Here is a 20,817-nt window from a genome sequence, read left to right as displayed (position 1 = left end):
AAACCTCGCAACTAAGTTACAAGGTTTTTTATTTTATCTTAACGTCTAGAGCGTCTTGGTCTGTCAGAACCTGATGAGCTTTCTGAACGTCGAGGTGATCTTGATTCTCCACTAGATTGTCGTCTATCACTTCTATTACCTGAATTTTCACTTGAACGTCTGTCGCTTCTATTTCTTGAATCACTACGTCTTCCCATATTTTCACTAGAACGTCTATCGTTTCTGTTACTAGAACCTGAATCGTTACGTCTTCCTGAGTTTTCTGATGATCGTCTATCGCTTCTGTTGCCAGAACCTGAATCACTACGTCTAGATCGTCTTTCTCCTCTTGGCTTGTCGTCACGTCTACGTCTTCCACCATCATCACGTCGTCTTCCACCTCGATTTCTTCCGCCTCCTCGATCTTCGCTCACCTCTACATTTACAAAACGTCCATTATGCTTAAAATCTGTGAAAAATGCTAGTACTTTTTCTTGAATGCCTTTTTCAGTATTAAAGAAAGAAAAACTATCCTTTACATCTACTTTAAAAACATCATCTCGACCAAGTTCTAAAACTTCTTTTAAGAAATCTTTTAATTTCATCCAATCGTAACCGTCTTTACGACCCACGTTAATAAAATAACGAGTTTCGTTACCGCTTCCACCGTAACCACGACCTTCACCTTCAGAATCTCTAGATGAACTCGCTACATTAAGGTCTTTAGATTTTTGATAATAATTAAAGAAACGAGAGAATTCTACAGAGAAGAATTTTTTAATTAACTCATCCTTATCGGTGTCTTCAAATAGCTCATTTATAGCAGACAGATATTTGTCAATCTCGTGATTAACTTCTGTATTGTTAACTTTATTCGCAAGCGACATTAATTGTACTTGACAGATTTCCATACCATCAGGAATTTCCTTTTTCTCAAATTCCTTTTTTATAATACGTTCAATACTTTTGATTTTTCGTACTTCACTTTTAGATACAATAACCATAGAAACACCTGTTTTACCGGCACGACCAGTACGACCAGAACGGTGTGTATAGGTTTCTATTTCATCTGGTAATTGGTAATTGATTACATGGGTAATATCGTCTACATCAATTCCACGAGCAGCAACATCTGTTGCTACTAACATTTGAATTTGCTTATTTCTAAACGATTTCATGACAAGGTCACGTTGATTCTGACTTAAATCACCATGTAAAGCTCCTGCACTGTAACCATCTTCAATAAGGTTTTCAGCCACTTTTTGAGTATCACGTTTGGTACGACAGAAGATTACAGAAAAAATATCAGGATTGGCATCTGCCAAACGTTTTAAAGCCTGATAACGATCTCTAGCATTAACTAAATAATATTCGTGAGAAACCTGACTCGTACTTTCATTTCTGTTTCCTACTGTAATCTCAGTAGGATCATGCATAAAGTCTCTAGCAATTCGTGCAACTTCTTTTGGCATTGTAGCCGAGAATAACCACGTATTTTTATCATCAGGTGTATGTGATAAGATATCAGTAATATCTTCATAGAATCCCATGTTTAGCATCTCATCGGCTTCATCTAAAACCGAATATTCAATTTTAGAAATATCAACCATATTTCGGCTAATCATATCTTTCATACGACCAGGAGTAGCCACAATAATTTGTGCACCACGTTTTACTTGGCGTGCTTGATCTGTAATACTCGCTCCACCATAAATAGCTACAACATTTAAACCTTTACAATGCTTTCCGTAGAGTTTTAATTCATTGGTAATTTGTAGGCAGAGTTCTCGTGTAGGTGATAAAATTAAACCTTGAGTTGTTCGACTATCAATGTCGATTTTTTGAAGCATTGGAAAACCAAATGCAGCAGTTTTACCAGTTCCTGTTTGCGCTAAGGCCACAAGATCTGAATCTTCTTCTAATAAAATTGGGATTGCTTTGGCTTGTACATCACTAGGGGTTTCAAATCCTAAATCGTTAATAGCAGCCAGCAGGTCTTCATTAAGACCGAGTTCTTGGAATGTGCTCATTCTTTTGTTTGTATTCGATTATGTTCTTTGGTGTTACAAAAGAAGCGAATCGACATACTAAACACTTAAACTTCTAGGTAACACATCCTCACTCTGAGGAATTTAACGTCCCGATCCTTCGGGGATTTCAAGGTGCAAAGATAGACTATTATTTGGATAATCAATATGTGGGCGTTTTAACACGCTCTCGCAAGTCGCTTTTTTGCAAAAGAGCTCCAACAATTGCTCCATCGTTAACGCGGGTTTTGGAGGTTTTAATTCAATATTTAAGAACAATATAATCGTTAGACCATTTTAAAATATCAAATGTTTTGGTTTTAGAATTCCATTGTTTTGTTGTTCTATCAAGGTCTTTGTAATCTATGACTACCTTATTTTTTAGAAGCCTAATATCCAAAATGGCTCTTCCGTGCGAAGCCCCTGTAATGCAAGGAACTGCATAACGATAGTGAAGTTTTCCAGATTTAAAACTTATATGTTCTCCGTAAATGAATCTCCTGTATTTTTTACGTTGACGACTTTTCTCTCTTGGAGTAAGTGCATTATAAGTGCGTTCTATATTGGGTATACTAAACAATACAACGGTATCACGTTCTACCCAATTTTTTGTACGCCATACATTATTATGTAATATTTTTAGTGAATCAATGTTCTGAGAAAAGCTTATTGAACAAAATAGAATAAAACCAAAAGCAAGTATTTTATGTTTCATATGATACTAATTTTTGATATAGCATCAAATATCTTGCCTAAATAGAATTTAAAAAAGCAACCAATAAACGTACTGCTTTTCCACGATGTCCAATCCGGTTTTTTTCTTCCATTACCATTTCTGCGAAAGTTTTGTTATAGTCTTCAGGTTTAAAAATAGGATCATAGCCAAAGCCTTTTTCTCCTTGCTTTGTGGTGGTAATAGCGCCTTTACAGAGCCCTGTAAATGTTTCTAGTTTGCCATTAAGATGTAATGCAATAACCGTTTTGAATTGCGCATCTCTATTCGGTTTTCCTTCAAGGTTTTTAAGCAGTAAATTCATGTTATCATTACTGTTACGCTGCGCTCCAGCATAACGTGCACTAAACACACCAGGTTCATTATTAAGTGCTTTAACTTCTAAACCTGTATCATCTGCAAAACAATCAAATCCGTAATGTTCTTTTACGTATTCCGCTTTTTGAATGGCATTACCCTCTATGGTAAGTTGCGTTTCAGGGATGTCTTCAAAACAGCCAATGTCTTTTAAACTTAGAAGTTTAATGTGTTGTGGGACTAGAGCCTGGACTTCTTTAAGTTTGTTTAAATTATTAGTAGCGAAAACGAGTTGCATAGTATGTTGAAATTGAGTCTCAAAAGTAGTGACTAAAGTATGAATTGTAAAAGAGATAGTGCTTAGATAAAGCAGATTTATTTTTCAATGAAAATGTTTCCTATCTTAGACTCAAAATTTTGAAGATGTTAAAAAAAATAATTTTATGTTTTGTGTTTTTGAACCTCACGTTTTTAAGCGCACAATCAAAATCTGATGATAATTTGAGTATGGTTAACGATGGTCCATATGTATTTATAGAAGACGATCGATTAGTGGAAAAAAACGTTGTAAATGGCGTACTCAAAACAAAAGATTTGAAGATTGATGCTTATGAAACAACATTTAAGCCTGAGGTTTCGGTATATAAAGATGTTGAACAAATAGTAGCCTTGAGTGATATCCATGGACAATTTGATCTTGCGGTTGAAATTTTAAAGAACAATAAAGTTATTGATGATGATCTCAACTGGGTGTTTGGAAAAGGACATTTAGTAATTGTTGGAGATATTTTTGATCGCGGTCCAAAAGTGACAGAGACCTTATGGTTTGTTTATAAACTTGAAAAACAAGCGAAAGCCCATGGTGGAAAGGTTCATTTTTTATTAGGAAATCATGAATTTATGGTGCTACATGATGACCTCAGGTACATTCACAAAAAATATCAAGAGGCCTCAAAAATTTTAAAACTAAGATACAGTCAGTTGTTTGATGCCAATACAGTTTTGGGTAAATGGCTGAGATCAAAAAATACCATGGTTAAAATTAACGATAATGTGTTTGTTCATGGCGGAATTTCACCCGATTTCTTGCTGGAAGATTTCGATATAGAAGTCACCAATAAATTGATGAGAAACTCTATAGATCGCGATAAAACAGAAATGAGATCTACTGACTTTTACGATAGGTTTTATGGGCAGAATGGACCTATTTGGTATAGAGGTTATTTTTATGATGGACTAAAAGACGATGATATCAGTAAAATTTTAAACCAAATTAGCGCTAATCATGTGATTGTTGGACATTGCTCTCAAAAAGAGGTGCTTCAGTTGTATGATAAAAAAATATTAGCCGTAGATTCAAGCATAAAAAAAGGCAAGTATGGTGAAGTATTGTGGATTGATGCCGAATCCTATTCAAGAGGAACTAAAGATGGTAAAAAAATAAAGCTCTAATTATTGAACTATGCTCACTAAACTCGGAGAAAAATTTACAGACCTGTTTCAAAAATACATGCCAAGTGCTTTTGTGTTTGCTATTGTTTTGACTTTGTTAACGGCTTTATGTGCCTTGCTTTGGACAAACACTAGTCCAATAGATGTTGTGAAATCATGGTATAAAGGTTTTTTCGAATTGCTCAGTTTTGGAATGCAAATAGTGCTCATTATCATTACAGGGTTTAGTATCGCACTCTCTCCAAAAATTAAACGCGCTATTGAAAAACTTGCTGTGTATATCCATACACCCAAACAGGTATATTTGTTTGTTTTGGTGATGGGGACCTTATTGTCTTTTGTAAGTTTTGGATGGATTGTAATTACATGTTTATTAGCTCGCGAATTAGCTCTAAAAGTTAAGGGTGTTAATTATCCATTCTTAATTGCATGTACTTACTTTACCTTTGGAGGTTGGGTGAGCGGACTGTCTAGTTCAATTCCGTTACTCCTTAATACAGATGATAATTTTCTCATAAAAAAGAATGTACTGTCAACAGTCATTCCAACAAGTTATACTTTGGGTTCAACACTTAATATTGCTATGATAGCAGTGTTTTTATTAGTGCCACCATTGTTGTTTTTAATTTTAATCCCTAAAAACACCAAGGGAAAAGAACTCAAAGATTTATTAAAACCAGGTTACGAATCTCAAGAAGAATCGATAAAAGAAGAAGCTGAAAGTTTTAAACTTCCTATGAAAGCTATTTCAGATACCTTAAATAATACCCCGCTATTATCGTTACTCATTTTTGCCATGGGTTTAGCTTATATCTTGTATCACTTTGCTACAAATGGATTTGATGTGAATTTAAATATTATGATATTTATCTTCTTAATGTTAGGGCTTTTGATGCATAAAACTCCAATGCGTTATAGCGTGGCAATGAAACGGGCTAGCGGCAATATTTCTGGCGTATTATTTCAGTATCCGTTTTATGCTGGTATTATGGGAATAATGATATATACTGGGATTGGAGAAGAACTAACAGAAGTACTACTGTCTGTAATGACAATAGATACTTATCCGTTTTATGCCTATCTCACTGGTGGTGTTGTTAATTTTGCAATTCCATCAGCAGGAGGGGAGTTTGCAGTTGTTGGTCCTAGTATGATTGAGGCTGTAAAGGATTTAGGAGCTGGGCTTCCTCCAGATCAAATTACTGAAATGGTTTCGAGAGCATCGATGTCTGTGGCTTTTGGGGAGAGTCTAAGCAATATGTTACAACCCTTTTTTATATTATTGGTATTGCCTGTTATGGGAGCTGGAGTAAAATTACAAGCTAGAGATATCATGGGGTATTTGGTTTTGCCGTTTCTAATCTTTTTCATTATTCAAGTGCTAATGGTCTTATATATACCATTATAAAAACCCTATAGAGATTTAAACGAATCTCTATAGAGCTTTTAAGTTAGGTTATTATCTTATTTCAGATAATCTAGTTTGGGAATTGTTTAATAAAAATGGCTGGATCTCCACCAGAAACGGCTGTATAGCCAGTTTGAGAAAATCTATCACCATCTTTGGTTTTTCCAGATATAATGATACGTTTCATTCCGCTCGAAATTTCACCTATACGACGACCACTATCAACTTGTACACCCATTTCATGTGGTGTACCAACTCTTGTTGCTATAATGTTACCACTGCCATTTTCTATGAGTAAACGTTGACCAATGGCTGGAGGTGGAAATAACTGACTTACAGTGATATCTGTTAAGGCACCTAGTTTAATATAATCAGATTCGTTAACTGTAGCTTCATCGACATGACTATCTGCACTTGACGCAACAAGGGTTTTGGTGCGACCAAATTTAGGTTGATTAGAATTATCTAAACAATACATCCATGGCGTGGTGAATTTGTCTCCAGATTCTGTTTCGCCAGTGGCATAATATTGAGAATGAACATTTAATGGGTTCTCTTTTCGGCCTTCATCTGTTAAATCAAGGTTGTAAAAAATACTAGTCATTAATGTACCTACTGAATATACTCCTGAAGCACCTGTTAAGATAACCTCAGATAAAGGTTCATTTGGGTTGAAGTAAGCAAAGACGCTTACATTTTTAACTTTTACTGGTAAAGGTTGCATAATAATATGTTTTTAAGGTTAATAATTAATTTATGTTTTGAATACTTGTGATATGAGCCTTACCATCAAGAGGTTGATAGATACTTACTATTGCAGATCCATTAATAGGATATCTAACTGCAGCTTCTGTATTACAAAAGAACTTATAGTTGGTTCCAGCTACAAGTTGTTCTGATACCGCTACAGGTGTATAGGTTACACCTAAAAGTCCATCTAAGGCTTCATTAAAAGCAGATGTTGCTTCTTTACTAATTGCACATGAATAGGGTGAATATGCACCAACGAGGTTTGAGGTTTTTGACATGATTATTGTTTTTACGTTTTTCTTACTCTTTTTTTTTGACTGTATATAGTCTAAGGTTTTTCAGATAACACCTTTCACATAGAAATTGACACGTAGCTACTGGTTAATATTTCTATTTAATCTCTAGTTCAAATATCTGACAATCAATGAGTTTATAGTAGATGGTATTGTCTTGTTTTAAGGATTAGGTTAAAATACCTAAGCATTGCGCTCTTTACGTGTTTTGAAATTCAATTCGGAAGTTTTGTTCTTTTTTTATTATAAAAAAAACACAAATTCTTTAAGAGATTTATCATTATAAATTGGCTAATTTTTCGTAAATTAGAATAACGAAATTAACCTAAAAACGAGAATGATTATGAATGTAAACTTTCAATATGTAGATGTAGATAAAAGTGATACCCTAAGCGCTTTTACAAGAGAGAAACTAGCAAAACTTTTTAATAGATATGAATTTATCGTTGGTGCAGATGTGTTCTTTAAAAAAGATCTTAATGAACCAATAAATAATGCGATTTGTAGTATAAGGTTGAGTTTGCCTGGTCCTCGACTATTTGCAACATCCAATGAAAAGAAACATGAAGTGGCCGTGCGCCAAACGATTAGTGATTTAGAACGCCAACTTAAGAAACGTAAAGAAATTTATAAGGTGTATTAATTCACTAAAAAATTAAAATAATCTCATGCCTGAAAACATTGCAGATAGTAGAATTTCAAAAGTGTTCTTGCTTCTGGTTTGTTTTCAGGCTTTGCATTCTATAGAAGAATATATAGGTAAACTTTGGGAAAATTTCCCTCCTGCAACTTGGTTAACTGGTGTGGTATCAGATGATCATCATTTAGGGTTTTTAATCATCAATATTGGGTTATTTGTTGTAGGGCTAATAAGTTGGTACGTTCTGGTGAAGCCAAATCACAAATTAGCAAAATTTCCCATTATAGTTTGGATCTTAATAGAGTTAATGAACGGTGTTGGACATCCGCTTTGGAGCATCATGCAAGGCTCCTATACGCCTGGTGTTCTAACGGCACCTTTTCTGCTTATAACAGCTTTATATTTAATAAAACTTATCTATGATGATAGGGTTCGTTTTTCAAAATAGTAAAACCTCTGTACAACTGCTCGATAACAAATAATCGAATCATTTGGTGAGAGAATGTCATTTTAGACAATGCTACTTTTCCACGTGCTTTTTGATACACTTCAGACGAAAAACCGTAAGGTCCACCAATAACGAAAACCAATTGCTTAATACCAGAATTCATATGTTTTTGTAAATACTGGGAAAAGGCAACAGAATCAAACTGTTTCCCATTTTCATCAAGTAAAATAAGTACGTCAGATGTATTGATTTTATTCAATATAAGTTCGCCTTCTTTTTGTTTTTGCTGATCTTCGCTTAAATGCTTTGTCTTTTTGAGATCTGGTATGATTTCAAATTCAAACTTTACATAAAACCCTAAACGTTTTTGATAATCATCAATTAACGATTGTAAATCCTTATGGTCTGTTTTGCCTATAGCAAGAAGTTTAATTGTCATGTTTCAAAGTTAGACTTTTTTGAAATTTTTTAAGTTGCAATTGCTATTTTTACATGAAATATCTAAAACATGATTTCACAAGAACAATTTGATAAAGAAATAGAAGGCATCATAGCAAATGCGATTAGAGAAGATGTAGGTGACGGTGACCATAGTTCTTTGGCCTGTATTCCAGCTTCGGCACAAGGAAAAGCTAAGCTTTTGGTTAAAGATGATGGCATTATAGCAGGTGTTGAGTTTGCTAAACAAGTATTTGCTTATGTAGATGCAAACATGAAAGTAGAAATGCTAATACAAGACGGGAGTCAGGTGCGTTATGGAGATATTGTGTTTTATGTTGAAGGTGCGTCACAGTCTATATTAAAAGCAGAACGACTAGTACTTAACGCCATGCAACGTATGAGTGCAATTGCTACAAAGACAAAAAAGTTTGTAGACCTTTTGGAAGGAACTGGCACTAAAATTTTAGATACAAGAAAAACAACTCCGGGAATAAGAGCCCTCGAAAAATGGGCCGTAAAAATTGGGGGAGGAGAAAATCATCGATTTGCACTATATGATATGATAATGCTAAAAGATAATCACATTGACTTTGCAGGTGGTATAACAAAAGCCATTAATAAAACGAAGCATTATTTAAAAGAAACTAATCGTGATCTAAAAATTATTGTTGAAGCAAGAGATTTAAATGAAATTAAAGAAATTTTAGAAACAGAAGGCGTCTATCGTATTCTCATTGATAATTTCAATTATGAAGACACACGAACAGCTGTGAAATTAATTGGAGATCAATGTTTAACAGAATCTTCAGGAGGCATTAACGAAAAAACCGTTAGAAATTATGCCGAGTGTGGCGTAGATTATATTTCTTCGGGCGCATTGACACATTCGGTTTATAACATGGATTTAAGCCTGAAAGCTGTTTAATGTCAAAGCCTTTAAAAGAGATATTGAGCAATATTCCCATAGTAAATCACATTGTAGATATACTAAGAAAAATAAAGCTGCCCGCGCTTCAAGGACTAACATTATATGATTTACTAGAACTCTATGCGATAGGGATTTTTAAGGGAGCACTTACAGCAAGAGCAAGTGCAATTGCGTTTAGTTTTTTTACAGCTATTTTTCCCTTTTTATTGTTTGTACTTATCTTAATGCCTTATATACCCATTGAGGGCTTTCAAAATGAGTTTCAACAATTTTTAACCTCGTTTTTGCCACCACAAACATCAGATTTTTTCTTTTCTAATATCTTCGAAAATATTGAAAATACAGAGCGTGGTGGTTTATTGTCATCTGTTTTTATTGTGTCTATTTTACTAATGGCAAATGGCGTTAATGCCGTGTTTTCTGGATTTGAGAATTCGTATCATCAAGAACTCACCAGAAATATATTTAAACAATACCTCTATGCTCTTGGTGTGGCATTGATATTGGCCTTACTGGTCATTCTAACTGTTGCTTTTTTTGGATATTTCCAAATTTATGTCATTCAACCGTTATACGAGCAGTTCGATAGTCTTCAGTATCCAACCAATGATGCCAATGTGTTTTGGGTGGTGTTTGCAAAGTATTTGTTCTTTGTTTTTATGGTGTATATAGCCACTGCTACCTTGTATTACTTCGGAACGAAAGAAGGACGTACTTCAAAGTTTTTCTCAATTGGTGCTTTATTTACAACGCTATTAATCATATTAACATCCTATTTGTTTGGTATTTATATTGAAAACTTCTCACAGTACAATAAGCTCTATGGTTCTATTGGAGCTTTGTTAATTTTACTATTGTATTTATGGCTTAATGCTAATATATTGTTGTTGGGTTATGAACTAAATGCAACGATTAGACGTTTAAAAAAGAAAAGATATGATGAAGAATAATAAATATTACCTAGTTGTATTGATACTTTTGATGACTTTAACGGTATCTGCTCAAAGTGTACTCGGAAAATGGAAAACCGTTGATGACGAAACAGGAGAGGAGAAATCTATCGTTGAAATTTATAAGGAAAATGGGAAAATCTACGGAAAGATTATCGAAATTTTTGACCCCGAGAAACGAGATTTGCCATGCAAGTTTTGCAAAGGAGATGATTATAATAAACCTGTTCTGGGTTTAAAAATCATTAAGGATATGGTGAAATCTGGTAACGCTTATAAAAAAGGAACCATTACGAACCCCGAAGATGGAAAGACATATGAGTGCCGATTAAAACTTGATGGAGACAATAACGATCGACTTCAAGTTAGAGGTTATATCGCTTTTTTCTATAGAACGCAGTATTGGTTAAGGGTACAATAAGTATAATATGGCATTAGGTATTGTAATTGTTCTTTCTTTCGTCGTCGGTCTTGCCTTATTGCTTTATTTTCTTTTAGGTTTCGAAAAGAAGTCAGGAGACAAAGATCAAGAACAAATGCGTAGAAGTTTAGAAGAGGAGTATATTTTCCATCCCGAAACAAATGCTAAGATAAGTTTAGAACAAGCCGAATCTGGCGAATGGGATGTTAACGGCAACGAATTTTGGGAGCGATCTGAAGAGGACATTAGAAAATTTGCTTTTGAAGATCAAAAGATTATGGAGCGAGCGTTAAATTATCTTAGGTCAAGTAAATGGTTTTTAAAAGCCGAGCCTCTAAATGATGAGAGCATAGAGACCTTATATCAAACCAAAATACTCAACCAAACCGAAAATTGGATTTACAGTGATATATTTTATTTTGATTCTGGTTATGTGTTTGCGCCACATTTAAAAGGAGAGTGCAAATTGGTAATGTGGCTGAGGATTGATGCCATAAACGGGCATTACTATTTCAGAGAGAAAACAAAAACCGAAGCCTTTTTTGATAAAATTAGAAATGATGATGATATAAGTCTAATCAATTACGAGTGCTATACCTTTAAGCGGTCTAATCAAATAACACGCGTTAAAGACCTTATGAGTAAGCTAAGTGGTATTAATCACTTAGAGATAGAAATTATGGACAATAATCTATTTATTAAAACAGATCGGTTGATAAACAAAGAAGATGTCATTACCTTTGAAAAGATTTTATCAATCTTGTATAGAGACATCAAACCGTTCCACTGAGCTGAATTATTTTATCAACGTCATATTGCCAATTCCCCTTGCTAAGAGTTTTACCTATGCCATTACTCAGGCAGAAGCTAACTTTTTGCAGCCTGGTATTCGCGTGTCTGTTCCTTTCGGAAAAACAAAAATTTATACAGCACTGGTCATCGAGGTACATAATGATGCTCCTTTGACTTATGAAGCAAAAGAGATTCATCAAATTTTAGACGATACTCCTATTGTAACACAAGTGCAATTACAACATTGGAGGTGGATTTCAGAGTACTATATGTGCACATTGGGAGATGTCATGAGAGCCGCTTTACCAAGCGCTTTTATTTTGGAAAGCGAAACAGTTATTTCCAAGAATGATAAGACGATTATTAATGACGAAGATTTAAAAGATGATGAATTCGTTGTATATGAAGCCTTACACCATCAGTCGTCATTAAAGATTCAGGATTTGATGTCCATTCTAGATAAAAAGAATGTCTTGCCAGTTATTAAGCGATTGCTCGATAAAGATGCCATTTCAGTGCAAGAAGAAATATATGAGAAGTACAAACCCAAATTAGTACGTTATGCAAAATTAAATGCTTCCTTTTCTACGGAAATAGGATTGCAAGAATTGCTGTCCGATTTGAGTAGAGCACCAAAACAGAGAGATGTCATCATGACTTTGTTTTCTATTTCGGCGCAAACGAAAAAACCTGTTAAGGTATCTGATTTGATTTCTGAAAGCGGCGCATCATCTACCATAGTTAAAGCACTAATAGATAAAGAGATTCTGGAAGAATATCATATTCAAACAGATCGTGTTCAATATGAAGGTGGCACAAACGAAGATTCAAAACATTTAAACGCACATCAAGAAAATGCTTTAAATGAAATTATTGAATCTTTTGAAAATCAAAACATTACGCTTCTTCATGGCGTGACATCATCGGGAAAAACAGAGATCTATGTAAAGCTCATTGAAACCCAACTAGAAGCTAAAAAGCAAGTCTTGTATTTATTGCCAGAAATAGCTTTAACAACGCAATTAGTTGAGCGCCTTCAGTATTATTTTGGGGAAAAAGTAGCTGTATTTCATAGTAAGTATTCATCACATGAACGTGTTGAGGTTTGGAATAATGTATTGAGAAATGCTCCAACAGCACAAGTTATTTTAGGAGCACGTTCTTCAGTATTATTACCATTTAATAATTTGGGATTAATTATTGTTGATGAAGAACACGAATCATCATACAAACAATTTGATCCAGCGCCAAGATACCACGCTCGTGATACTGCTATTGTGTTGGCTAGTATCTTTAAGTGCAAAACTTTATTAGGTTCGGCTACACCTAGCTTAGAGAGTTATTTCAATGCAAAACAGGAGAAGTATGGGTTGGTGACATTGAACCATCGTTATAACGATGTGCTTATGCCAGATATTGAATTGGTGGATATTAAGGACAAGCACAAACGTAAGCGCATGCAAGGTCATTTTAGCGATCGACTCATTGAAGAAATGACAGAGACCTTAAAAAATGGCCATCAAATTATCTTGTTTCAAAATAGGCGTGGATTTTCTCCAATTGTAGAATGTCATACCTGCGGTCATTCTCCTCAGTGTCCAAATTGTGATGTAAGTTTGACGTTTCATCAATATAAAAACCAACTACGTTGTCATTATTGTGGCTATAATACAGTAATGCCAAAAACATGTGATGCTTGTAGTAGCCACGAATTAGATAGTAAAGGGTTTGGAACCGAACAAGTAGAGCAGGAGGTAAAGCAACTATTTCCAGATTATCAAGTGGCGCGTATGGATTTGGATACAACACGCGGTAAATATGGTTATGAGAAAATTATAACGGCTTTAGAGCAAGGGCAAATAGATATTTTGGTTGGAACCCAGATGCTTACTAAAGGATTGGATTTTAGAAATGTAAAACTTGTAGGTATTATGAATGCCGACAATATGCTCAATTATCCAGACTTTAGAGCCCACGAACGTAGCTACCAATTAATGACGCAGGTATCCGGTAGAGCTGGGCGCACAGAAGAACGCGGGAAAGTATTGATACAAACATATAACCCGTATCATAATATATTGCAACAAGTGTCTACCAATAATTACTTGCAGATGTTTGAAGAGCAATTAGATGAGCGACATATCTATAAATATCCGCCAATTTATAGAATGATAAAAATTACGCTAAAACACAAAGATTATAATCGTGTTAATGTTGGAGCAGATTGGTATGCGAAATCACTACGAACCGTATTTAACCAAAATGTACTTGGCCCCGAGTTTCCTCCTGTGGCTAGAATTAGAAATCAATATTTAAAGCACATATTGGTAAAGATTCCACAGAAACAATCTTTGGGAAAAACAAAAGAAGCTATTATTAAAATTAATAACAGCTTCCTGAGTGTAAAAGATTTTAGGGCAATAAGAGTAATTTTAAATGTCGATAATTATTAAAAAGCTAATTAGTTAGGTTAGTTATAAGTTATATCTTCAAACTATTAGTCTTAGCGCCTTTAAATATTGTTAAGAGCGTCAACAAGTTGGGTTTTCTTGTTTCTACTTAAAGGAATCTCATAAGCACCAACTTCAACATTTTTACTGTTAAATCGATCAACCTTGTCTAGGTTTACAATATATGATTTATGGATTCTTAAGAATTTACCTTCTGGTAATTCGTGCTCGAAAGCTTTCATAGTAGATAAAACGACTAAGCTATTTTCTTCAGTAACTAGTTTAACATAGTCACCAAGAGCTTCAATCCATTTGATATCTTTAATGTAAACTTTTCTCTTTTTTAGATTACTTTTGACAAAGATGTGTTCGCCGTCAGTTTCATTGAAATCAAGCTTTAATTTATGTTGCTCTAGTGCTTTTTCCACAGATTGATTAAATCGTTCCCTAGTAATAGGTTTTTGAAGATAATCGGTGGCATCATAATTAAAAGCTTTAAATGCGTATTCAGTTTTACCTGTAACGAAAATAATTTGGGGTTTGTTGTTGAGTACATCGAGTAGCTCGAAACCATTAAGAACAGGCATCTCAATATCTAAGAAGATTAAATCTACTTTATGAGTATTAAGTCCATTCTTGGTCTCTAATGCGCTACTATATTCTGCAATAAGGTTAAGAGAGGAATGATTCTCTATTAACTTTACAATCGATAAACGTTGAATCGCAGAATCATCAACTACTACACAGTTTAAAGTCATAACATTATTTATATTTTAGGTTAAGATATCGACAATAGTACGAAAAATTCGGATAAAAACCAAAAAACATCGGTAAAGTGTGAATTTTAACATTATTTTAACATTATCGTGATACCCGAAATTTTATATACAAAAACGTTGCCAGAAATATAAATTATAGTTATTTTTGCACTCATTTTTAACACAATAAATAGATTTTTATGAATCATTATGAAACTGTTTTCATCTTAAATCCCGTTTTATCTGATGACCAGATAAAGGAAACAGTAAAGAAATATGAAGATTTTCTTGTTTCTAGAGGAGCGAAGATGGTAGCCAAAGAAGATTGGGGCTTAAAAAAATTAGCTTACCCAATCCAAAACAAAAAAAGTGGTTTTTATCACTTATTTGAGTACACTGTAGATGGAGAAGTAGTTAATCCATTAGAAGTAGAGTTTAGACGTGATGAGCGTTTTATGCGTTACTTAACAGTAAAATTAGACAAGCATGCGATTGCTTGGGCAGAAAAGAGAAGAAAAAGAGATAAACAAAAAGCGTAATTATGTCTTCAATAGAACAACAAGCAAAAGGAAAGAAAGACGGAGAAATTAGATATTTAACTCCGTTGAACATTGACACAAGCAAAACGAAGAAATATTGTCGTTTTAAGAAATCTGGAATCAAGTATGTAGATTACAAAGATGCAGATTGGCTATTAGGTTTTGTAAACGAGCAAGGTAAAATTTTACCAAGACGTTTAACAGGAACATCTTTAAAATACCAAAGAAAAGTATCTGTAGCTGTGAAAAGAGCGCGTCACTTAGCGTTAATGCCATACGTAGCAGATTTATTAAAATAAAATACCAATAACTATGGAACTTATATTAAAACAAGACGTTGAAAATTTAGGATTTAAAGACGATATTGTAACAGTTAAGAACGGTTATGGTAGAAACTTTTTAATTCCTCAAGGACAAGCAGTAATGGCAACGTCATCTGCAAGGAAAGTCCTAGAAGAAACTTTGAAGCAAAGAGCTTACAAAGAAAAATCAATTATTGATGCAGCAAATAAAACTGCAGAAGCTATTAAAGATTTAGAAATTAAAATTTCTTCTAAAGTAGGTACTGGAGATAAATTATTTGGATCTGTAAATAATATTGACTTAGCAAACGAATTACAAAAGGCTGGACATGAGATAGATAAGAAGTTTATCTCGGTTGCTGGTGGAACTGTAAAACGTTTAGGAAAATACGAAGCTGTTGTAAGATTACACAGAGAAGTATCAGTAAATTTACCGTTTGAAGTAGTTGCTGAATCTTAGGTAGTTAACAACAAAGGTTAATAAATACAGAAGGCTGTTCATTTGAACAGCCTTTTTTTATTTAACTTTATGCTAATCTATATTAACCAAAAACTAAATCAAATGAAAAAACATCTCATTACAACTTTTATGTTGATGTTCATAACTATGGGCTTTGCTCAGGTTACAACATCTAATTTAAAAGGAGTCATTTTAGACGAAAGCGCCCAACCCTTACCTGGAGCTAACGTCGTTGCCGTTCATACTCCAACAGGTACAAAGTATGGGGCAGCCACAAACTTCGATGGTCGTTACAACATTATTAATATGAGGGTTGGTGGGCCTTATACCATTACGATATCTTATGTAGGATATAAAGAACAGGTGTTTAATGATGTGTTCTTAACATTAGGTAAAACCGAAAATATTGATTTGCAAATGACACCAGATAGCGAACAACTTGACGCTGTTGTCATAACGGGCTCTACTACTGGAACCTTTAGCACAGATAGAACTGGTGCTGAAACTTCTGTTGGTAGGCGTGAATTAACAAGGTTACCCACAATTACAAGATCTACAAACGATTTTACAAGGTTGGAGCCAACGGCCAGTGCTGGTTCATTCGGTGGGCGTAATGACCAATTCAATAATTTCTCTTTAGATGGTGCTATTTTTAATAACCCTTTTGGTCTTGATGCTGCTCAACCAGGTGGTCAAACAGAATCTACACCAATATCTATAGACGCTATAGACCAAATTACGGTGAGCACAGCACCTTATGATGTTACACAAGCTGGTTTTACAGGTGCTTCTGTAAATGCGGTAACAAAGAGTGGAACCAACGAATTTCATGGTACCGTTTATGGCTTCTTTAGAAATGAAGACCTTACAGGTGGAACCGTTAGAGGAGAGGATGTAGTAAAACCGAAATTAGAACAAAATCAATACGGGTTTAGTATTGGTGGACCAATTGTAAAAAATAAACTGTTCTTCTTTGCTAATTTTGAAAAGGATGAGCGTACCGATTTAGGAAGTAACGGTTGGACACCAAACACAGGTAGTGGCGCTATTAATGAGTCGCGTGTATTGGAATCTGATCTTATTGCAGTTCAAAATGCACTATTAGATATAGGATATAATCCTGGAGCTTATCAAGGTTTTACTTACGCAGCCGAGTCTAATAAAGGGATTATTAAATTAGATTGGAATATAAATGATAATAACAGATTAGCTGTAATTTATAATTTCCTAAATGCATCAAAAGAAAAGCCTGCACACCCAACGGCCTTAGGATTTAGAGGTCCGAGTGCAAATACATTACAATTTGAAAATGCAGGTTATGAAATTAACAATAATATAAGATCTGTTCAGTTAGAGTTAAACTCTACATTTTCTGATGAAGTTTCAAACAAGTTTCAGTTTGGATTTACACATTTTGATGATTTTAGAGATCCATTATCTACTCCAGCACCTACCATTACTATTACACAAGATGGTTCTAATTATATTATTGCTGGACATGAACCGTTTTCTATTAATAATAGACTAGACCAAAAGGTGCTTCAGTTTTCAAACAATATGAACTATTTTAAAGGAGATCATACATATACGATAGGTTTTGCTTTTGAGAAATTTCAGTTTGACAACTCGTTTAATTTAGGCGTTTATGGAGCGCAAGGGGTGTTCTTTCCAACGACAACAATGGATGGCTTCCAAGACTTAGTAGACTCTGGACAGTTACAAGATCTGTACAACCAAGCTATTGCTGCGCATGCTTCTTTATCTTCAAATCCTGTTGGAGGTGTTGGAGGTTTCGCATTGGCAGAAACTAATGTGGGGCAAATGTCATTTTATATGCAGGATGAGTGGAATCTTACTGAAAAGTTTAAATTAACTTATGGTGTGCGTTTTGATAAACCTTTGTTTTTTGATAGTGCAGAAAAAGCTCAAGATGTGATTGATGTAGCTTGTTGTTATGCACCAGATATTCCATATGTCAACCCTAATACTGGCGAAACAGTATTTTTAGATAATACACAAATGCCAAATAGCGATTGGTTAATTTCTCCAAGAGTTGGATTTAACTATGATGTCAAAGGCGATCGATCATTACAACTTAGAGGTGGTTCTGGGTTATTCACAGGACGTTTCCCATTTGTATGGTTAGGTAACCAAATTGGAAATCCAAACGTTTTCTTTTACCAAGCTGTTGATCCAGATTATAAATTCCCACAAGTATGGAGAACTAATCTTGGTACAGATTATAGATTCGAAAATGGTTTAATATTAACAGGAGACGTGTCTTATACCAAAGATATTAATGGTGCTCATGTACAAAACTGGGGATTATTACCTCCTTCAGGAACTTTGGCAGGTGTTGATAATAGAGCCATCTATACATCTAACGATATTATTAACAATGCTTACGTTTTTACAAATTCGGATAAGGGTAGAATTTGGAACGCCTCTCTAAAGGCTCAGAAATCTTTCGATAATGGTTTGTACACTATGTTAGCTTATAGCTATTTAAATGCTAAGGATGTCAATTCAATTGAGGCCGAAATTACTGGAGATGCATTTGCATTTAATCCTGCTTTAGGAAACGTAAATGACGATGTGCTAAGTTACTCTAGATATGGCGATACACATAGATTTATTGGTGTTGCTAGTAAGAAATGGACTTATGGTAAAGATAAATGGTCAACAACGATTTCAACATTTTTTGAATATGCTCGTGGTGGTCGTTTTAACTACACCTATGGAGGTGACCTTAATGGAGATGGATCTAACTTAAATGACCTTTTGTATATACCAACTGCAAGTGAAATATCTCAAATGCAATTTTCTGGTGCCGGTCAAGCCGAGGCTTTTGAGGCTTATATTCAACAAGATGATTACTTAAGTGATCGAAGAGGTCAGTATGCAGAACGTTATGGCGCATTAGCACCTTGGAGAGGTCGTTGGGATCTTAAATTACTTCAGGATTTTAACTTTAAAGTGTCAGGAGACAAAGTGAATACGATTCAACTAAGTATTGATGTATTAAACGTTGGGAACTTAATTAATAGTGATTGGGGTGTTATTCAACAGCCTATAAGTGTACAACCATTAGGTGTTGTTGTTGATCCAGGTACAAATGTACCAACATATACATTTAATTCAGATTTACAAGAAACATTTAGCTACGATACGAGTTTAGCTTCAAGATGGCAAGCTCAATTTGGAGTACGATATATCTTCTAAATACTAGATAAATTCATTAAATTTGCGCTCTTAATTTTAAGAGCGCATTTTTTTTAATATCCTATGAAGTATTCAAGACTTACAAAAGAACAATTTGAAGAGTTACATCAAGAGTTCATCAATTTTCTAGCGACCCAATCTATAACAGCCGCTGAATGGACAGATATCAAAGCTAACAAGCCAGAAGTGGCAGAGCAGGAACTTGATGTTTTTAGTGATCTTATCTGGGAAGGTGTACTTTCAAAAGTGGTGTATTTAGAGCATATCTCACCACAGCAAATGCACTTATTTCATTGTACTGATAAACATATGCGTCTCATTGCACTTAAAGTAAAAAAAGAAGCTATAGACATTACAACAAATGAAGGTTATACTTGGTTTAGGGATAATCTCATGTCTGATGAGGTTGAGTTCTTTACAGCGAAAAAAGAGTATTCTGATGATAAAGGACAAGACAAATTTAAATTAATACAAGAGGGAGCAAATATCACCAAAGGACAGTTGTATCAGTATTTTGAAAATTTAGTGAGCAAGTAAGTCTAAGCTACAGGAATGTACATATCCACAATACATTTCTTTTCTGGATGCTCGTTAAAATCGTTATGATAGATTTCAAAAGGTGGTTCATTTCGTTTTTTATAACCATTGTCATTCATCCATTTAAATAAATACATCCAGGTTGTTGGAAAAGCATCAATACCAATGATATAATGGGCTTTAATATATAATCCACCATTCAATGTTGTCGAAATAATCTCACTACTAGGCTTTATTGGAGCCTCAACTAATAAGCAGGTACACATTCTAACCTTGTCTGGTGCTGTAATTTTGAAGCTGTCATAAAAAATAGTAGCCATCTTAAAATCTGGTGTACGCAATAAACCTTGCTGTCCAGCCCATTCTAACAAGCGATTAAAACTGGGGGCTATTTGCGTTTTTCCGATACAAGTAATTCCAGCCGTATGGATGTTTTTAATTGTTTTTACTTCAATGTTTGAGGTCATAACCGAGTCGTTGTTTTGATTGTTATGACAAACATAATCTTCAAATGTTGTAATAGGTTGCCCATTCTTGCTTTTCATTTGACTAATCTTGCTATATTTTCCTTTACTACTGCTTCGGAAATTGGAAGGACTCACACCATAGAATTTTTTAAATGCTCTTGTAAAAGACGAATGACTTGTAAATCCATAGTGGGTTGATAATTCTGAAATGGTCAAATGTTCACGATGTAATAAATCGGCAGAGGCCTTTTCTACACGTTTTCTAGCAATGTAACTATTAAGAGTTTCACCAGTAAATACTTTAAAGATCCTATGAAAATGATATGGCGAATAATGGGCGATTTGCGAAATCTGATCTAACGATAAGTCACTTTCAAGATGATTTTCGATATAATGTAACGCTCTATTTATACTTTTTATATGATCTCGCGTTAGCGTCATTTAATGTTGTTCTATGTTAATAATATCTGGGTAATAAATATAAATAGTAATTATTAAACTAGCCCGAACATTGTTCTAATAT

The 20,817-nt window shown here is 34.4% G+C and carries 22 protein-coding genes; 14 read left to right on the top strand and 8 right to left on the bottom strand.

Annotation, left to right across the window (positions count from 1 at the left end; translation table 11 throughout):
• Positions 1-38 precede the first annotated feature (38 nt).
• The 3 genes from Q0893_RS17410 to Q0893_RS17400 all read right to left on the bottom strand — a co-directional run bounded on the left by Q0893_RS17410 (position 39) and on the right by Q0893_RS17400 (position 3,334).
• Positions 39-2,009 (bottom strand): DEAD/DEAH box helicase, encoded by a 1,971-nt coding sequence (locus Q0893_RS17410; RefSeq protein ID WP_299278104.1) that lies wholly within the window; start codon positions 2,007-2,009, stop codon positions 39-41.
• 259 nt (positions 2,010-2,268) lie between these two features.
• Positions 2,269-2,721 (bottom strand): hypothetical protein, encoded by a 453-nt coding sequence (locus Q0893_RS17405; RefSeq protein ID WP_298904292.1) that lies wholly within the window; start codon positions 2,719-2,721, stop codon positions 2,269-2,271.
• A 37-nt stretch (positions 2,722-2,758) separates the two neighbouring features.
• Complete coding sequence (locus tag Q0893_RS17400; RefSeq protein ID WP_298904293.1) at positions 2,759-3,334, bottom strand: non-canonical purine NTP diphosphatase; 576 nt, start codon at positions 3,332-3,334, stop codon at positions 2,759-2,761.
• 125 nt (positions 3,335-3,459) lie between these two features.
• On the opposite strand from Q0893_RS17400, the gene Q0893_RS17395 reads away from it, so the two are divergent.
• Together Q0893_RS17395 and Q0893_RS17390 are read left to right on the top strand one after the other, a co-directional pair.
• Positions 3,460-4,488 (top strand): metallophosphoesterase, encoded by a 1,029-nt coding sequence (locus tag Q0893_RS17395; RefSeq protein WP_299278099.1) that lies wholly within the window; start codon positions 3,460-3,462, stop codon positions 4,486-4,488.
• A gap of 10 nt (positions 4,489-4,498) precedes the next feature.
• A complete protein-coding gene (locus tag Q0893_RS17390) occupies positions 4,499-5,896 on the top strand; it encodes a TIGR00366 family protein (RefSeq protein ID WP_299278096.1) in 1,398 nt (465 codons plus the stop codon).
• Between the two features lie 70 nt (positions 5,897-5,966).
• Here Q0893_RS17390 and Q0893_RS17385 read toward each other — a convergent pair whose 3' ends face one another.
• Positions 5,967-6,620, bottom strand: coding sequence for a hypothetical protein (locus tag Q0893_RS17385; RefSeq protein WP_298904296.1), 654 nt, complete (start codon positions 6,618-6,620; stop codon positions 5,967-5,969).
• A 25-nt stretch (positions 6,621-6,645) separates the two neighbouring features.
• Entirely contained in the window at positions 6,646-6,924 is a 279-nt protein-coding gene (locus Q0893_RS17380; RefSeq protein ID WP_299278093.1) for a hypothetical protein, read from the bottom strand.
• Between the two features lie 358 nt (positions 6,925-7,282).
• Between Q0893_RS17380 and Q0893_RS17375 the strand changes: the two genes are divergently transcribed.
• Complete coding sequence (locus Q0893_RS17375) at positions 7,283-7,582, top strand: HPF/RaiA family ribosome-associated protein (RefSeq protein ID WP_298904298.1); 300 nt, start codon at positions 7,283-7,285, stop codon at positions 7,580-7,582.
• A gap of 25 nt (positions 7,583-7,607) precedes the next feature.
• On the top strand, positions 7,608-8,027 hold the full coding sequence (locus tag Q0893_RS17370; RefSeq protein ID WP_298904299.1) for an HXXEE domain-containing protein: 420 nt from the start codon (positions 7,608-7,610) through the stop codon (positions 8,025-8,027).
• Here the strand turns inward: Q0893_RS17370 and rlmH are convergent.
• The gene (rlmH, locus tag Q0893_RS17365) at positions 7,993-8,466 is read right to left on the bottom strand and encodes a 23S rRNA (pseudouridine(1915)-N(3))-methyltransferase RlmH (protein ID WP_299278089.1); all 474 of its coding nucleotides are present in this window, start codon (positions 8,464-8,466) and stop codon (positions 7,993-7,995) included. The two genes, Q0893_RS17370 and rlmH, sit on opposite strands and share 35 nt — an antisense overlap.
• 69 nt (positions 8,467-8,535) lie before the next feature.
• Here rlmH and nadC point away from each other — a divergent pair, with 69 nt between their 5' ends.
• Genes nadC through priA form a run of 5 tightly spaced genes read left to right on the top strand, consistent with a single transcriptional unit; the run spans position 8,536 to position 14,012 of the window.
• Positions 8,536-9,393 (top strand): carboxylating nicotinate-nucleotide diphosphorylase, encoded by an 858-nt coding sequence (gene nadC, locus Q0893_RS17360; protein ID WP_298904302.1) that lies wholly within the window; start codon positions 8,536-8,538, stop codon positions 9,391-9,393.
• Positions 9,393-10,346 (top strand): YihY/virulence factor BrkB family protein, encoded by a 954-nt coding sequence (locus tag Q0893_RS17355; protein WP_298904304.1) that lies wholly within the window; start codon positions 9,393-9,395, stop codon positions 10,344-10,346. Before nadC ends, Q0893_RS17355 begins: the two co-directional genes overlap by 1 nt.
• Positions 10,333-10,767, top strand: a complete 435-nt coding sequence (locus Q0893_RS17350) for a DUF2147 domain-containing protein (protein WP_366915897.1) — start codon at positions 10,333-10,335, stop codon at positions 10,765-10,767. Before Q0893_RS17355 ends, Q0893_RS17350 begins: the two co-directional genes overlap by 14 nt.
• Positions 10,768-10,774: 7 nt before the next feature.
• Positions 10,775-11,557, top strand: coding sequence for a hypothetical protein (locus Q0893_RS17345; RefSeq protein WP_299278084.1), 783 nt, complete (start codon positions 10,775-10,777; stop codon positions 11,555-11,557).
• Between the two features lies 1 nt (position 11,558).
• The gene (priA, locus tag Q0893_RS17340) at positions 11,559-14,012 is read left to right on the top strand and encodes a primosomal protein N' (protein ID WP_298904332.1); all 2,454 of its coding nucleotides are present in this window, start codon (positions 11,559-11,561) and stop codon (positions 14,010-14,012) included.
• 59 nt (positions 14,013-14,071) lie between these two features.
• Here the strand turns inward: priA and Q0893_RS17335 are convergent, their stop codons facing one another.
• On the bottom strand, positions 14,072-14,767 hold the full coding sequence (locus tag Q0893_RS17335) for a LytTR family DNA-binding domain-containing protein (protein WP_230937136.1): 696 nt from the start codon (positions 14,765-14,767) through the stop codon (positions 14,072-14,074).
• Between the two features lie 200 nt (positions 14,768-14,967).
• On the opposite strand from Q0893_RS17335, the gene rpsF reads away from it, so the two are divergent.
• The 5 genes from rpsF (at position 14,968) to Q0893_RS17310 (ending at position 19,827) form a co-directional block, all read left to right on the top strand.
• Complete coding sequence (gene rpsF, locus Q0893_RS17330; RefSeq protein WP_298904308.1) at positions 14,968-15,306, top strand: 30S ribosomal protein S6; 339 nt, start codon at positions 14,968-14,970, stop codon at positions 15,304-15,306.
• Between the two features lie 2 nt (positions 15,307-15,308).
• Positions 15,309-15,605, top strand: a complete 297-nt coding sequence (rpsR, locus tag Q0893_RS17325) for a 30S ribosomal protein S18 (protein ID WP_028873640.1) — start codon at positions 15,309-15,311, stop codon at positions 15,603-15,605.
• 13 nt (positions 15,606-15,618) lie between these two features.
• A complete protein-coding gene (gene rplI, locus Q0893_RS17320; RefSeq protein WP_299278080.1) occupies positions 15,619-16,068 on the top strand; it encodes a 50S ribosomal protein L9 in 450 nt (149 codons plus the stop codon).
• Between the two features lie 102 nt (positions 16,069-16,170).
• Positions 16,171-19,290 carry a carboxypeptidase regulatory-like domain-containing protein gene (locus Q0893_RS17315; RefSeq protein ID WP_298904312.1) on the top strand — a complete coding sequence of 1,040 codons (3,120 nt, stop codon included), beginning with the start codon at positions 16,171-16,173 and terminating at the stop codon, positions 19,288-19,290.
• Between the two features lie 63 nt (positions 19,291-19,353).
• Positions 19,354-19,827, top strand: a complete 474-nt coding sequence (locus Q0893_RS17310; RefSeq protein WP_298904314.1) for a DUF6495 family protein — start codon at positions 19,354-19,356, stop codon at positions 19,825-19,827.
• 2 nt (positions 19,828-19,829) lie between these two features.
• Here the strand turns inward: Q0893_RS17310 and Q0893_RS17305 are convergent, their stop codons facing one another.
• Positions 19,830-20,735: a GyrI-like domain-containing protein gene (locus Q0893_RS17305; protein ID WP_299278075.1), complete on the bottom strand. Its 906-nt coding sequence runs from the start codon at positions 20,733-20,735 to the stop codon at positions 19,830-19,832.
• Positions 20,736-20,817 lie beyond the last annotated feature (82 nt).

The organism is uncultured Psychroserpens sp. (assembly GCF_947494225.1).
Classification (GTDB): Bacteria; Bacteroidota; Bacteroidia; order Flavobacteriales; family Flavobacteriaceae; genus Psychroserpens.
This window is presented reverse-complemented; position numbering and strand designations above follow the sequence as displayed.